Origin of the sequence: Devosia sp. (assembly GCF_039927955.1) — a bacterium.
In the GTDB taxonomy this organism is placed as follows: domain Bacteria; phylum Pseudomonadota; class Alphaproteobacteria; order Rhizobiales; family Devosiaceae; genus Devosia.
This window is the reverse complement of sequence record NZ_JBDSUA010000040.1, coordinates 1-14,080: the sequence shown is the minus strand read 5'-3', so window position 1 is coordinate 14,080 and position 14,080 is coordinate 1. Positions and strand designations below refer to the sequence as shown.

The 14,080-nt window shown below is 60.0% G+C and carries 13 protein-coding genes; 4 read left to right on the top strand and 9 right to left on the bottom strand.

The genetic code is table 11. The features are described from left to right. Positions 1 to 13: 13 nt before the first annotated feature. The 5 genes from ABIT12_RS11035 to ABIT12_RS11015 all read right to left on the bottom strand — a co-directional run bounded on the left by ABIT12_RS11035 (position 14) and on the right by ABIT12_RS11015 (position 6,972). Positions 14 to 1,417, bottom strand: coding sequence for a copper oxidase (locus ABIT12_RS11035; RefSeq protein ID WP_348043329.1), 1,404 nt, complete (start codon positions 1,415 to 1,417; stop codon positions 14 to 16). Between the two features lie 2 nt (positions 1,418 to 1,419). Next, on the bottom strand, positions 1,420 to 2,868 hold the full coding sequence (locus ABIT12_RS11030) for a TolC family protein (RefSeq protein WP_348043327.1): 1,449 nt from the start codon (positions 2,866 to 2,868) through the stop codon (positions 1,420 to 1,422). 337 nt (positions 2,869 to 3,205) lie between these two features. Next, on the bottom strand, positions 3,206 to 3,610 hold the full coding sequence (locus ABIT12_RS11025) for a hypothetical protein (RefSeq protein ID WP_348043325.1): 405 nt from the start codon (positions 3,608 to 3,610) through the stop codon (positions 3,206 to 3,208). Positions 3,611 to 3,894: 284 nt separating this feature from the next. Next, the gene (locus tag ABIT12_RS11020; protein WP_348043323.1) at positions 3,895 to 5,400 is read right to left on the bottom strand and encodes an Arm DNA-binding domain-containing protein; all 1,506 of its coding nucleotides are present in this window, start codon (positions 5,398 to 5,400) and stop codon (positions 3,895 to 3,897) included. A 942-nt stretch (positions 5,401 to 6,342) separates the two neighbouring features. Next, positions 6,343 to 6,972, bottom strand: coding sequence for a TetR/AcrR family transcriptional regulator (locus ABIT12_RS11015; RefSeq protein ID WP_348043320.1), 630 nt, complete (start codon positions 6,970 to 6,972; stop codon positions 6,343 to 6,345). A 75-nt stretch (positions 6,973 to 7,047) separates the two neighbouring features. Between ABIT12_RS11015 and ABIT12_RS11010 the strand changes: the two genes are divergently transcribed. Continuing rightward, positions 7,048 to 7,776 (top strand): SDR family oxidoreductase, encoded by a 729-nt coding sequence (locus ABIT12_RS11010; protein WP_348043316.1) that lies wholly within the window; start codon positions 7,048 to 7,050, stop codon positions 7,774 to 7,776. 115 nt (positions 7,777 to 7,891) lie between these two features. Here ABIT12_RS11010 and ABIT12_RS11005 read toward each other — a convergent pair whose 3' ends face one another. Beyond that, on the bottom strand, positions 7,892 to 8,788 hold the full coding sequence (locus ABIT12_RS11005; RefSeq protein ID WP_348043314.1) for an AraC family transcriptional regulator: 897 nt from the start codon (positions 8,786 to 8,788) through the stop codon (positions 7,892 to 7,894). Positions 8,789 to 8,885: 97 nt separating this feature from the next. Here ABIT12_RS11005 and ABIT12_RS11000 point away from each other — a divergent pair, with 97 nt between their 5' ends. After that, positions 8,886 to 9,632 carry an SDR family oxidoreductase gene (locus tag ABIT12_RS11000; protein ID WP_348043312.1) on the top strand — a complete coding sequence of 249 codons (747 nt, stop codon included), beginning with the start codon at positions 8,886 to 8,888 and terminating at the stop codon, positions 9,630 to 9,632. Between the two features lie 116 nt (positions 9,633 to 9,748). Here ABIT12_RS11000 and ABIT12_RS10995 read toward each other — a convergent pair whose 3' ends face one another. The 3 genes from ABIT12_RS10995 to ABIT12_RS10985 all read right to left on the bottom strand — a co-directional run bounded on the left by ABIT12_RS10995 (position 9,749) and on the right by ABIT12_RS10985 (position 12,510). Beyond that, complete coding sequence (locus tag ABIT12_RS10995; RefSeq protein WP_348043310.1) at positions 9,749 to 10,276, bottom strand: cupin domain-containing protein; 528 nt, start codon at positions 10,274 to 10,276, stop codon at positions 9,749 to 9,751. 86 nt (positions 10,277 to 10,362) lie between these two features. Continuing rightward, positions 10,363 to 11,115, bottom strand: a complete 753-nt coding sequence (locus ABIT12_RS10990) for an SDR family NAD(P)-dependent oxidoreductase (RefSeq protein WP_348043308.1) — start codon at positions 11,113 to 11,115, stop codon at positions 10,363 to 10,365. A gap of 504 nt (positions 11,116 to 11,619) precedes the next feature. After that, positions 11,620 to 12,510, bottom strand: coding sequence for a LysR substrate-binding domain-containing protein (locus ABIT12_RS10985; RefSeq protein WP_348043306.1), 891 nt, complete (start codon positions 12,508 to 12,510; stop codon positions 11,620 to 11,622). Between the two features lie 101 nt (positions 12,511 to 12,611). On the opposite strand from ABIT12_RS10985, the gene ABIT12_RS10980 reads away from it, so the two are divergent. Together ABIT12_RS10980 and ABIT12_RS10975 are read left to right on the top strand one after the other, a co-directional pair. Next, on the top strand, positions 12,612 to 13,490 hold the full coding sequence (locus ABIT12_RS10980; RefSeq protein ID WP_348043304.1) for an NmrA family NAD(P)-binding protein: 879 nt from the start codon (positions 12,612 to 12,614) through the stop codon (positions 13,488 to 13,490). A gap of 59 nt (positions 13,491 to 13,549) precedes the next feature. Next, positions 13,550 to 14,080, top strand: a 531-nt coding sequence (locus ABIT12_RS10975; protein WP_348043302.1) for an SDR family oxidoreductase, incomplete at its 3' end; no start/stop codon positions are given.

Sequence of the window (14,080 nt, the reverse complement as noted above, 5' to 3'; positions counted from 1 at the left end):
TCGTCCTCATTTGTCAGTGGTTCATGCCGGTGGCGCCAGGCTTCACGACCTGGACCTCCACCGTATCGGGCTCGATTGCCGGGGTTTCGGCACGTTCGGCATTCAAGGATTCACCGGTCCATTCATATGACACGGTCCCTTCCGGGTGCTCGAACCACCCGGGGTCGGCGTAATCACCGGAAGCGAGGCCCTCGCGGACCTTCACCACCGAAAACATGCCGCCCATTTCGATCGCGCCGAACGGTCCCCAGCCCGTCATCATGGGTAGGGTGTTGTCCGGCATCGGCATTTCCATTTCGCCCATCTCAGCCATGCCGCTCGCGCCCATGGACATGTAGTCGGGTAGAAGTTCCTGCACCTTGCCGGTGACCGAGTTGCGATCGGTGCCGATCCACGTGCGTACGTCGTGACCCATGGCATTCATGGTGTGATGGGACTTGTGGCAGTGGATGGCCCAATCGCCGGGACGGTCGGCTACGAAGTCAAACGCACGCATCTGACCGACCGCACAATCGATCGTGACTTCGGGCCAGGCCGCTGCCTCTGGCACCCAACCTCCGTCGGTGCAGGAAACTTTGAAATCGTAACCGTGCATGTGGATCGGGTGATTGGTCATCGTCAGATTGCCGAACCGGACCCGAACTTTGTCTCCCAAGGCACAGACCAACGGATCGATGCCAGGGAACGCACGGCTGTTCCATGTCCACAGGTTGAAGTCGGTCATGGTATTGACCTTGGGCACGTACGCACCGGGCTCGATGTCATACGCGTTGAGCAGGAAGACGAAATCACGGTCGACGCGGCGGAAAGTCGGGTCCTTCGGATGGACGACGAAAAATCCCATCATGCCCATGGCCATCTGCACCATCTCGTCGGCGTGCGGGTGGTACATGAACGTTCCGCTCTTCAACAGCTGGAACTCATAGACGAAGGTCTTGCCGACGGGGATGTGCGGTTGGGTGAGCCCGCCCACACCGTCCATGCCCGAAGGCAGCAACTGCCCGTGCCAGTGGATGGTGGTATGCTCAGGCAACTTGTTCGTCACGAAAATGCGGACGAAGTCCCCTTCCACAGCCTCCAGGGTCGGGCCCGGCGACTGGCCGTTGTAGCCCCAAAGATGGGCGACCATGCCCGGTGCGATCTCGCGAATGACGGGCTCGGCAACCAGGTGAAATTCTTTCCACTTGCCCTTCATCCTGGTCGGCAACGTCCAGCCGTTGAGCGTCACGACCGGGTTGTAATCGGGGCCGGAGGTGGGCAGGAGTGGAGGCTGCGTCAATGGGTCGGCCATAGTGGCCGCCTCCGGAATTGACGCAGCCTCCACGCGGCCCGAGATCAAGCCGGCCCCCAGGACTGCTGCGCCGGTAGCGCCGAGAAAAGCGCGGCGTGAGTACGCAGAATTGGTATCGTCGTTCATGGTCAGTGCTCCCCGCCTGCCGCAGGGGCGGCGTCTGATTCGCCTTCGCCGGCGGACGTCGCTGCGCCGCCGCCGATGAGGGCCGCCTGCAGATCCACGCTTGATAAGAAGAATTCCCGTTTTGCCTCGATCGCGGCGACGTTGCTGTCGATGCTTTCCGACGACGTGGTCAGGAGGTCGAATACGTCGGTCAGCATGCCGCTGTATTCGAGCGACGCCTGCTCATCTATGGTGGCGCGCAGCGGCAGGATGCGGTTGCGGTACTGCCAGGAGATGTCGTAAGTCGCCCTGTATTTGACGTACGCTGCCCGCACTTCCGATCGAATGTTGATGGCCTGTTCGGTAAGCTTGTTCACCGCCATCATGTACGTCTCGGCAGAACGGCGAACCCCGGTCCCACCAAGGTCAAAGATCGGGATCTGAACTTCGAGCTCCAGCCCGAACTGGTTCTCCGTTTCGTTCGTTTCGGTTGAGCCGCTGGTGTTGGACAAACCCGCGAGGTCCAGCATCGTCGTGTACCTGCTGGCATTGGTCAGCCCCAATGACTTGGCGGCAGCATCCAGTTCCCAGCGGGCCGCAGCCAGGTCGACCCGTTTGGTCATTGCCAGCGCCTCAAGCGAGTCCTGAGCCATGAGCTTCTCCGGAACGGACGGGAGCTGGCTTGGCAGTTTGAAGTCGATCTCAGGGCCCCAAAGCCCAAGAAGGCGTGTCAGCGATTCCCGTTCGAGTTGCTGATTCAGCCGAGCGTCTGCAAGTCTGGTAGACACCTCTGCGTAGAACGCACTTGCCCTGGCCTGTTCTAGCGTGGTGGCTGCACCGGTTTCGCCGAGTTTGATCGTCAGCTCCGCTGCTGCATCGGCCGCCTGTCGGGCCTTTTCCAGTTGCCCCACAATCTGGGTGGCTGCAACCGCACGGTAGAAGGCGCGCCGGGTTTCGGCCGCCAGGGCAAATGTGGCCTGCGTCGCTCGAAGCCGGCTAGCCTCGAACTCAGATTCTGCGATTGAACGTCGGGCAGGGAGCGTGAATAGGGACAGCAGGCTGCCGACCAAACGGCGCTCGATCTCGAAATCGGCGCCATTGACGAGTTTGCCAATTGAGATGATCGGGCTCTCAGGCAGGCTTGCTTCAACATAGTCCGCTTCGGAGACGCCCAGGCGGTTAAACTCCGCCTGTAAGCCACGGTTGTTGAGCAGGGCTACCTGAACTGCGGTGTCGGCAGTCAGCGAGTTCGCAAGCAACGCCATTACGCGTCCCTTTGCGACCGCCTCAGCTTCGGGAGTTGAGAGTTTGACCACATCCTGGCCAAGTTCAGTGCGAACGTTGCTCAAGACGGGCGACATGCCGCCGTCTTTGGAAAACGTCGCACATGCCGAAAGAGTCAGAGCGAGTGCGGTAATTGACAGCAGCCGTGGTCCAACGGTGGGGCGATGCTTAACCGACAAACCGATCATTCTGAACTCCCCGGAGCGACTGCAGTGTTGCTTTCCAGCCAAGGCCGGGGTGGCACGGGAGCGTAGTTTGCAGTGCCGCTCATTACGCTAACCGGGCGAAAAGGAGGGACAGGAGATCGAGGGTCGGCGACCGACGGCAGTGTGGTCCGCGGAGTCGCGGAGGCGCACGCCGTCAAAGCAGCCGAAAGGGCCACCACGAGGAGGATTTTCATTATTTTGCTTCAGTTCCAGGGCTGCCGAATGCTGGACAGCTAGATTGGTCGCGCAATACAAATGCAGCGACGAATGCGCATCGAAGAGAGATCGATGCGAGCTTAAGCGCCAAAGGACGCTACGCTTACGCTAGGCGGGGTGGGCGCTCTAAGCTGGTTTGTGGTGCTTTGACGGCAAAACGCACCAATTCCTTGGAATGGACCAACTTGGTCATAGTCAAAAACGTTTGGTGGCCGAAGCAGGGCTGTAGACCCACGTGACAGCTCATAGCGCAGCACGATGGAACTTGTTGCTCGCTGGAACCATGGTGGTCAAGCGCCTCGCCGCACTTCACGACTTCACCATCACACTGCATGACCGAAATCGAGCCGGCGTGAGCTGGTGCCATAGGCATCGCGGCATGGGCTGTCGAAGCGCTGAACATAAGCGCGGCGACCAATACCAACATAATGCGTGCGACCAGAATCATGGGTAAAAATTGCCCGAGAAATATGTTCTTCGCAAGAAGGTATTTTGCATAGCTGCCCATCAGGCATTAACCCTGCATTAACATGAGTATGCGAATTGCCGCAGTTCGATACTGTAACAGCCGACCGCGAATATTGCGCCGATCGTTGATTTCGTCTCCGTGCCTTTCGCCGTGGCAAGGTCAAGTGAACCGCACCGGGAATTACGGAGGCTGTTTGGCTTAAGTTGCACTAATGGTAAGATCACCACGCTCAAGCCGATCAAACTGCAGATGTATGACCCTGCCAAACTCGATCCGACCACGTCTTAATCGCAACGTCGCGGCGACTCGACCAACAATGTGGATCAATCGGCCAGTTCGATCGGACCCGGTGGGACGGGGTCATCCAAAACGCTGACGCTCTTGACCAGGCTCACCGGCCTTCGAACGCCCTTTTTGTGCGCGTCACGCTCGGTTACGATGTGGCGCTTCAGCCAAGTGATATCGCCGAGGCGCGGGTCGCGCGCAAGTTCTTCAGTCGCGGCCTTTTCTAGGAGCTCGCACCATGCCCGCATCTTCGGCCATTTCTTGTGTGTGCCTTGCCACAGATAATTCATGACGGTCACGTCGTCCGAGGCCCGGCCCTCGTTGTGATCAAGGATCGTTTTCACATCTGCCAGTTCCCACCCCCATAGATCAGCTGAGATCGTCGTCATGGCCCGACGCACATCATGGGGGCGCATGCGAATGCCAGGACTGTACATCATGGCATGTTGAATATTGCTGGGGGCAATAGCGCCAATGGTGTCGCCCTTTCGGCGCGAACGCAAACCCCGGAACAGGTGTGGGTTGGTGCTGCCGTCGTCGTTCAAGTCGCGCATACGCTCAACGGCGGACCAGATGGAGCTGGGGAGAGGGACGATATGATCTGCCTCGTCGCCACGGCTTTCGGCCGTCTTTCTGTGAGCTGGAGGCATTGACCAAAGCCCCTCTGAGTAATCGCTAATCCCGATGAAGTCCTCCGTCCATGCTGTAGCCACCGCCGTTACTCGCTGCGCGGTGAACAGAAGCAATTCAATTGCGGTCGAGATTGTCGGGTGGAAAACGCCTGCTCTAGCGATGATCAGCATGCGTGCGACTTCATGCAAGGGAGGTGAGTACTTTTTCTTTTTTCGGCGGCTAGTCGATCTGGACCGCGTCGGCGCCTCAAGCTCCGCCATCATTTTTCGGTCTGTGACGCCAGACTTCTCCTGTATGTCCAGATGAGCCATATATCGCCACATGGGCCGTATTACACTGGCGAGGTGTTCCGCGTGTCTCTCGACACCCCGCCGATGGACGTCTCCCACCGCGGCCGTCATCTCCTTCAATGTTATTGCCGCGATGGGCCGTTGGGCGAAGCGTTGCATTTCAGGTGTGCCGAGCATGTTTCGATAGTCGATCAGTGTGCGTGGCTTCAGTGTGCGCTCAACTTCCTTCAAATACTCGCTCACGCCATTTTCCCACCGCCAGCGCAGCGACAGCCGCGTATCTTCTTGCAGGGTTGCCGGTGCCACAATTTTACTCAAGCGGATCCGCTGTTCATGTAGCCAAGCATCGTCCGGCCGACGAATGCAGGCACGTATGACGCGTTGTGCTTCAAGACACAGGTCGCGAGCTTCCGTGATTGACCAATCATCAACGCCGCCGAGGTCTAGGCGATAGCCTTTCCCGGCGATCTTGAAGCGAAGCTGCCAGCGCACGCCCCGTGCCCCCACGCGCAGCCGTAGGCCTTCCGATTTGATATCCGTGATCTCGGACTGTTGGACGCCGGGCCGAGCTGCGGCCTTGGCACTCACAATGGTCTGCTGAGTGATCGTTACTGCGGGCAAGTTAAAACTCGATTAGGACGCGATTAGGACGCCAACCAAAGGATCAGCTTTGGCGTCGTCATTCAAGGTTTGACACTAGACAACGGTTAATATGCTCTGGGTAAAGGTGTATTCTTGCCCTGCAGTGCGGCTGATGATCGGGGTTGAAATTTAGACACTCGGAATCATAATCCGTGTGTCCCCAGTTCAAATCTGGGCTTCGCTACCATTCAAACCCTTGTTTAGTCGGGTGTTTTTCTATTTGCAACGCGCGGGCACGAATGACCCGTTGAATTTAAGTAGCGTATAGGTAGCGCAGCCCGATGGGGGAATTCGGGTGTTGCTTCGTCCGAGCTTGCACGTTCGTACAGAACATCGTGAGGCCTGGCAGGCGATGGCCGATGATTTAGGCATAAATCCGGCACAGAAAAAATTACCTGTGCCGCACGTGGCCGAGAGAAAGTAGTGGATTATCTGGCTGGCCCCAAACATGGTGGCTGGAACGTCAGGTTTGACCTAAACTGGGCCAAGTGCGGGGAAACACTTGGCACCTTTAGGGCCTATCGTCAGCTCTCGGTACAGCTGCTAAGACGCAAGAGACTTTAGGTCACAATACGATGGGCGGACCTTCTCTCCGCCACTCTTCAATCTCAACTCGTTGCAAATGCACAATAAACTACTAGCGTTGTGGTTTGCTTCCCCATTTTGTCCCACATTCGGCTATGGCTAATTTAGATTTGCTGTCGCAATTGCCGAGATGGGTCGAAGGCAGACTGGCGGCTGTTGGCCGAGGTTTGCCTGAAGCGGCTGGCCCGGTTTAGCATCTACGCTGGCAATGGGGTGCTACTACGTCCGAAAGCTCGACCGACACGGGCTTTAGGCAGCGTTTGAACCGATCAACTCTTTCTCGTGGCGCGGATCGGCATGGGGCTCGAGTGGGTGAAAATCGGTTGCGACCAACCGCTAGCCGCCGGCGCCCTCAAGGTAGTACAAGCACATGGCGACTAACTGGCTTTGGATATCGGCCTGCCGCGTGAACGGCATATTGCGCTCAAAGACATTTCTTACGGTGCCGAAAATCACCGAGAGGAGGGTGGCATTGACAAGGCCGAGGTCGGCGTAGTTGGCATTGGGGGCCGTGGCCAGCATTGCCGCTGTTGCCCGGTCCATGCGCTTGGCGAAGGCTTCAATGAGCGCTTCATTGTCGAGCTCTACGGCCGAACTGTAGAGCACCCGCGTGATATCACTGCGCTCGATCTTGGCCTCCCAATAGGCTGTGATCAAGGCTTCGACCATAATGGCGGTCGATTTGCCGTGATGTCGCAAGCAGACGGCTTCCACGCGATCGGCCAGTCGATCAAGGTACCGCTCATTGAGCGCGTAGAGCAATGCCTGCTTGTGCGAGAAATACTGGTACATGGTCCCCACCGACACGCCAGCTCGCTGTGCCACCCGCGTGGTGGTCAACCGATGGACTCCTTCGGCCAGCAAAACCTGAATGGTCGCTTCGAAAATGGCCTCGACGGTCACAGCCGAACGGGCCTGACGCGGTCGTTTGCGGGCATTCAGGTGGGTGGGTGCGGCAACGTCCATATGCGAATCCAAAACTCGAATGATCCTTCATATATTAGTGTCAGGCATTTGGCCAGTTTCTGAAGGATTTAGATGATGACGACACACAAAGTGGCACTGGTGACCGGCGCCAACAAGGGCATTGGCCTGGAGATCGCCCGTCAACTCGCGCAGTCCGGAATTACCGTATTCCTGGGGGCACGAGATTTCGCCCGAGGTCAGCAAGCCGTGGCGGCGCTCGCCTCGAGTGGCGTTAATGCTGAAGTTGTCGAGATCGATCTCAACGACGACCAGACGATTGCAGCCGCCGCGCAGGTGATTGGCGACCGATATGGCCGGCTCGATATTCTGGTCAACAATGCCGGCATTATCGATGCGGAAGACGGCCCACCATCCATTGCAACCATTGGCGCTGCACGCCGGCTCATGGAAACCAATTTCATCGGCACGCTGGCGGTGACGCAGGCCATGCTGCCACTGTTGCGCCAGTCCCCGGCCGGTCGCATCGTCAACCTAGCCACCACCTTGGGTTCGCTCGCCATCAATGGCGATCCGTCCTCGCCTTACTATGAGGCACGCCTGATCGGCTACAACGCTTCGAAGGCCGCGCTGAACATGTTGACCATTCAGTTGGCCGCGGAATTGAAGGGCACTGGGATTGCGGTCAATTCAGTGGCACCGGGCTATGTCAAAACCGATCTGACCGGCAATAACGGCTTCATGACTGCCGAGGAAGGAGCGCGCCTGCCGGTCGAATATGCGCTTCTTGGCGAGGGCGCCGTGTCGGGACGCTTCGTCGAGCCGGCCGGCAACGCGCCCTGGTAAGGGGTCTCGGAACTTCTGTTCCTGCAGGCACCCCTCGCCATTGATCACGCAATGACCGGAGCCTTTAAGGATTGCCTCTTCCAACGGAGGCGCAGGCCCACGAGACCTGGTCGCTTCAGACCTTGACCCACTGGCCATATTGGCTGGGCGCCATACCGACAAATCGGGAAAAGGCGGTACTGAAGGCGCTCGCCGAACCGTAGCCAATACGACCGGCGATCTCCTTCATGCCCCCGTCCTTGCGGCGGAGCATGTCCTTGGCCAGGGCCATGCGCCAGGACAGCAGATATTCCATCGGCGCCATCCCGGTCTGCTTCTGAAATCGATCAAAGAAGACGGATCTGGACAGGTTCGCCTGCCGGGCCAATGCCTCGACGGTCCAGCCTTTTGCGGGGTTCCCGTGCATGAGGCGGATTGCGATCGCCAGTTGCCGGTCGGACAGCGCCCGGAGAAGACCCGGCGTTTCGATCCCCGTGGCATCCGATCGCAATGCCTCGATCAAGAGCACCTGCAACAGGCGCTCGAGGACCATATCCTTTGCGGGCCTGTCATTGCGTGACTCGTCGCGGATCATTTGGACCAAAGTGGTTAGCCGCACTTCGCCGCGAACATGCAGCAGGCTGGGTAGAAGGGCGAAAATCAGCGCCGTGTCCGGCGCCCCGAAGGCCATTCGCCCAATCAGTGAGCGCATGTTCGGTACGCCGGTCGGATCGCCATGGCGGGTCTCGTCCCCCAGACTGGTCACGCGAAGCGGGTCCCCGCCACCGTCCGCGCCGACACTGGCCATGGTGAAGCGATACGCGGCGGGAATGAGCACGAAGTCATTCTCCCTGAGCTCGACATCGGCTTGCCCCTCGATCGCAAGCCGACTTGCTCCCTCAAGGATCACCGCAAAAAACGGGTTTCTATCAGCAGGACGGTCAACGCGCCACGCGCCCGAGCCGCTGGCCGCCTTGGAGAAAGCCAGGCTCGGCTGGAGCAGGGACACGATCTCAGCAAGGGGATCAACCATCAGGACGATCTCTAATGAAATTAGGACGAATCATTATAGCGCGTCCGCCATCTGCGGTCCACATGAAGCGCAGGATAAAACCCGCAAAGGACCTCCCATGAAAACCATCCTGATTACCGGCGCCTCCTCCGGCTTCGGCCTCGATATCGCCAAATACTTCCTTGCACGCGACTGGAAAGTCGTCGCCACCATGCGCTCGCCGCGCGAAGGCCTATTGCCGGCTTCCGAGCATCTTGTCGTCCTGCCCCTCGACGTCACCGACGACGAGAGCGTGAGCAAGGCTATCGAGGCTGCCGGACCCATCGACGTTCTGGTCAACAATGCCGGCATCGGCTGGCTGAACGCCCTCGAAGGAACCCCGATGGACGTGGCCGGGGACCTGTTCGAAACTAATGTGCTTGGCACCATGCGGGTCACCCAGGCCGTGCTTCCACAGTTCCGCGGCCGCAAGAGCGGCATGATCATCAACGTGACGTCCAGCGTCACCATGAAGCCTCTGCCATTATTGTCGGCCTATACCGCCAGTAAGGCGGCTGTGAACGCATTCACCGAGTCTCTTGCTCTGGAACTCGCTCCCTTCGGCATCGATGTGAAGATCGTGCTGCCCGGCTCCGCGCCCGATACCAGTTTCGGCAAGACCGCGCTGTCGCGGCTGCAGCAGCAAGGCGGTTTTCCCGAGGCCTATGCCGAATTCGCCCAAGGGGTGATCGGAGCAATGAGGACGCCCAACCTGCCCAAGACGCTGCCCTCGGACGTTGTCGAGGCGGTTTGGCGTGCCGCTACGGACCCCGCCGCGCCGATGCATCTGCCGGCAGGCGCCGACGCGCTGGCATTGGCTGTCTAGGGATTGCGATCAGCCAGAACCTTGTGATGGCAAGGCGGCTGATCGCAGCAGGGGATCTCTGTGCGCTCCGGGGCGGCTGCAAGCCTAGCCGAGGGGCAAGACCCATGAGTGCCCCTTCAGGCCCGGGGAGGCAGGAACTCGCTGTGGAAGCGGGCGGCATTGGCCAGCATGATGCTGCGGCGTTCGGCCATGACTTCAGGTGTCGGCGGCGTAGGCGGCGCGGTCCGACCGGGCAGGACTTCACCGACGAGCTTGAAGTACTCCTCCTGCCCGGCGGGCAGGCAGATGCAGAGGAAGCGAGCCGGCGTAGCCGACACGACGCGGAATCCGTGGGGTGCATTGGCGGGAATATTGACCGTCTGGCCCGGCCCGACGTGATGGACTTCATCGCGGAAGCTGACTTCCAGCTCGCCCTCGAGGACGTGGAAAATCTCCTCGAAATCGTGGCGGTGCGGCGGCGGACCCCCCGCCGGCACGAACATGTCGATCATGGTATAGCGGCCGCCGGTCTGCTCGCCCGAGACCAGAATGGTGTAGGTTCCGACGCCAACGCCGAGATGGATGAGGCCCGGGTCATCAGCGTGGACGATGGTGGCAGTACGGCTGAGATCGTCGGCTGGGAGAGTGCTGGTTTGCTCGGTCATTTTTCGTTTCCTTGTAGTTATGGCTGTGTGAAATCGACGGCGGTCGGAAGCCGCCGCGCTATGCGTTCCGGCGGCTGGTGCGCGCTCTACTTCAGGAAGGGGTTGATCGCCGCCAGAGTATCGTCGAAGCGGCCCTCTGCTTCGGCATTGCGCATGAAGTCCACGCCTTCGACGAGGATTTCAGATGGCGTCGGCGTCTGCTGGAAGATCGCCATCACCTGATCTGCGAAAGCATCCAGTGGCATGAAGCGCTCGTTGGTCTTCTGGCCGGGGGTCAGTTCCGTCTGCACTGCGGGCGGAACGAGTTCGATGACCTCGACCTTGCCCTTGAGCACCGCACGCAGCGATACCGTGTAGCTGTGAATGGCAGCCTTGATCGCCGAGTAGGTCGGAGCGATCACCAGCGGCACGAATGCCAGGCCCGAGGTGACATTGACGATGACAGCGTTCTGCTGCTTGCCGAGATGCTCGATCAGCGCATTGGTGACCCGGATCGGTCCGAGCAAGTTGCTGGCGACTGATGCTTCGGCGTCGCTCAGATCGCGCGCTTTATCGAGGCCCATTTCCATGCGCATGATGCCGGCGCTGTTGAACAGCACGTTGACGCCCGGAAAGTCCGTGGTGAGCTTATCGGCAAAGGCGATGACACCGGCGGCGTCATCCATGTCGAGGGTCAAGGCATGCATGTTCGGCCGTCCGGCGATGGCCTTTTGCAGTACCTCCATCCGGCGGCCAGCGATGATCACGGTATTGCCAAGGTCGTGAAACCGGTGTGCCAGCGCCTCGCCGATGCCTGTGCCGCCGCCGGTGATGAGAATGGTATTACCTGTCGTTTGCATGGGAAGTGTCCTTTTCCAGATGATGGGGTTGAACCTGCCGCCGCGTGGCGGGTGTTTGTGCGTAATCGATGCCTGAAATTAGCCGTCCACATTTGATGTCGATAGGCTTCCGATTTAGACGGAGCGTCTCACCAGTGGATCACTGCATGATGCGCGAGAACGAAGCGGCATCACCCAAAGTAGAAAACGCCCTTGCGATTTCGACAGGGTCACGGTGACGTCGCTCATATTGCAGCCCAACAGCTCGGCGCTCCGCGATCCATCGCGTGGTGCTGAATGGAGCCGGGATCACCGCAGCGGGGCGATATGTCGCGATCCTCGAAATCGAGGGCGGCACCCTTGTGTGCGTCATGCCGGAGTGAGCGTTCCGGCCGTTGATGTCAGCCTGGTCTGGTCACGCCCCGGCAGGGGAGCGTAGCGCCGGCGCGGGTCCACATCGACTTCATGCGTCAGCGGGCGGCTGGCGAATTTCGCTGGTTCGACGGTTGAACTCGTTCATCGAGATCAACTGACATAGGCCGCCAATTCGTCCGGCGTACCCTTTGGAAACGCCTGCCGCAAATGCTCCAGGAATGCAGCGACGCGCGCGCTCAGCAGACGGCGCGACGGATAAAGGGTCCATAAGGTGATATCAGGAGCGTCGATATCACCCCAATGCACCAGCCTGCCGGCGGCCAGATCGTGGCTGACGAGCGAGATTGGCAGGCGCGCCGCGCCGATCCCGGCGCGAACGGCGTCCCGAACCATAATCATCGAGGACAAATGCAGAATGGGATCGACCGCAATGCTGATGTTTCCAGCGTCCGACTTGATCGCCCATGCGGTGGCGCGGTCGCTGGTGCCACGTACAACGGCCGGCACGGGCATATCGTGGGTGGGACGCACTAGGCTCGGACTGGCGACCACCACCAGGCGATCGTGCAGGAAGGCCCGGCCCACCAGAGTTTCATTGGGCTTGGGATTGACGCGGATGACCAGATCATAGGCCTCCTCGACCATGTCGACCTCGCGATCTTCTGTTGTGACCTCGAGGCGCACTTCGGGATATTTCATGCCGAATTCCGCCGCCAGCTTCCCCATCGCCGTCTGGGAGAACAAGAGCGGCGAGCTGATCCGCAACCGGCCGCGAGGGATGCCGCCGCCGGACGCGATTGCCGTGGCTGCCTCGTCCAGTTCGGTGAGCAATTGCCCGGTACGCTCGAAGAGCGCGCGCCCCTCTTCGGTAAGCTTGAGCAGCCGGCCGCCGCGCTCGAACAACCGCAGTTGAAGGCTCGCCTCCAGTTCGCTTACGCGGCGGGACAGGGTTGCCTTGGGCCGGCCGGCAGCGCGGGCGGCCTTTCCGAACCCGCCATGACGGGCCACCAGATTAAAATCGGCGAGCGCAAGAAGATCCATTCGTTCCACCTGTGAGACGGCGGGTCTAGATATACCGTCTATTGCGCTTGCTGTGGATCACTAAATTCAGGGTGTCTTCAATCGAACCCGGAGTGATCCAAATGACCATCCTTGTTACCGGTGCCAATGGCACAGTCGGCCACCAAGTCGTCGAACAGCTCAGCAAGCGCGGCGCCGACGTGCGCGCCCTGGTTCGCGATCCCGCCAAGGCGAAGTTTCCTGATGGCGTTGCGGTTGTGCAGGGCGACCTTCTCGATGTCGACTCCGTGCGCAACGCCATGGAAGGCGTTTCCACGCTCTTCCTGCTCAATGCCGTGGCGCCGGACGAATTTACCCAGGCGCTGATTACGCTCAATGTGGCCCGCGCTGCCGGCGTCACCAAGCTGGTCTATCTCTCGGTGATCCACAGCGACCTCTACGTGAACGTGCCGCACTTTGCCGGCAAGTTCGGCGTGGAGCGGATGATCGAGCAGATGGGTTTTGAAGCCACCATCCTTCGCCCCGCCTATTTCATCAACAATGACCTGACCATCACCAATGTCGTGCTCGGCCATGGGGTCTATCCCATGCCGGTCGGCAGCAAGGGCCTCGCCATGATCGACAGCCGCGACATCGGCGAAATCGCCGCCATCGAACTCATCCGCCGCGAAACGAACTCCGCAAGCCTTCCCATCGACCGGATCAATCTTGTCGGACCCGAGACGCTGACCGGTGCTGGTATCGCCGCCATATGGTCGGACGTGCTGGGTCGTCAGGTTGTCTATGGTGGAGATGATACGGCCGGTTTCGAGCAGAACCTGCGGGCCTTTATGCCCCCCTGGATGGCATTCGACATGCGCCTGATGAGCGAACGCTTCCTGATCGATGGCATGCTCCCCGAGGCCGGCGACGCCGAACGCCTGACCACGTTGCTCGGCCGTCCGCTGCGCTCCTACCGGGACTTCGCAAACGAGATCGTCGCCGCGGCGGGCACGATCTGAAGCACCAGATTCACATCACGGACTGCCTTTGAGGGCGTCCCTTTTATCGAGGTAATGTCATGAGCACTTCCGTAATCACGAACGAGACCAACCCAACCAGGATCCTGGTTCTTGGAGCCACCGGCGGCACCGGCCGACTGATCGTCAAGCAGGCCGTGGCCAAAGGCTATGAGGTGACCGCCCTCGTGCGATCGCCCGAAAAGGCAGCTGATCTCAGGGGTGCCACGCTGGTCGTGGGCGATGCCCGCAACGAAGGCGACCTGCGCAAGGCGCTCAAGGGCCAGGACGCCGTCATCAGTGCCCTGGGCACGCCGGCCAGTCCCTTCAAGGAGGTCACACTGCTGTCCAGGGCGACACGGGCATTGGTGGGCGCGATGAAAGCCGAGAACGTGTCTCGGCTCGTAGCCATCACCGGCCTCGGCGCCGGCGACAGCGTTGGTCATGGCGGCTTCGCCTTCGACAAGCTGATCTTCCCGCTGCTGCTGCGCAAGGTTTATGCCGACAAGAACCGGCAGGAAGCCATTGTCAGGGAAAGCGACCTCGACTGGGTTCTCGTCCGCCCCACCATCCTCAATGACAAGCCGGGACGT

Bases quoted from the DNA above. Each gene is read 5' to 3' on its own strand.
- ABIT12_RS11035 (WP_348043329.1), bottom strand. From the start codon at position 1,417: ATGAACGACGATACCAATTCTGCGTACTCACGCCGCGCTTTTCTCGGC.
- ABIT12_RS11030 (WP_348043327.1), bottom strand. From the start codon at position 2,868: ATGATCGGTTTGTCGGTTAAGCATCGCCCCACCGTTGGACCACGGCTG.
- ABIT12_RS11025 (WP_348043325.1), bottom strand. From the start codon at position 3,610: ATGGGCAGCTATGCAAAATACCTTCTTGCGAAGAACATATTTCTCGGG.
- ABIT12_RS11015 (WP_348043320.1), bottom strand. From the start codon at position 6,972: ATGGACGTTGCCGCACCCACCCACCTGAATGCCCGCAAACGACCGCGT.
- ABIT12_RS11010 (WP_348043316.1), top strand. From the start codon at position 7,048: ATGACGACACACAAAGTGGCACTGGTGACCGGCGCCAACAAGGGCATT.
- ABIT12_RS11005 (WP_348043314.1), bottom strand. From the start codon at position 8,788: ATGGTTGATCCCCTTGCTGAGATCGTGTCCCTGCTCCAGCCGAGCCTG.
- ABIT12_RS11000 (WP_348043312.1), top strand. From the start codon at position 8,886: ATGAAAACCATCCTGATTACCGGCGCCTCCTCCGGCTTCGGCCTCGAT.
- ABIT12_RS10995 (WP_348043310.1), bottom strand. From the start codon at position 10,276: ATGACCGAGCAAACCAGCACTCTCCCAGCCGACGATCTCAGCCGTACT.
- ABIT12_RS10990 (WP_348043308.1), bottom strand. From the start codon at position 11,115: ATGCAAACGACAGGTAATACCATTCTCATCACCGGCGGCGGCACAGGC.
- ABIT12_RS10985 (WP_348043306.1), bottom strand. From the start codon at position 12,510: ATGGATCTTCTTGCGCTCGCCGATTTTAATCTGGTGGCCCGTCATGGC.
- ABIT12_RS10980 (WP_348043304.1), top strand. From the start codon at position 12,612: ATGACCATCCTTGTTACCGGTGCCAATGGCACAGTCGGCCACCAAGTC.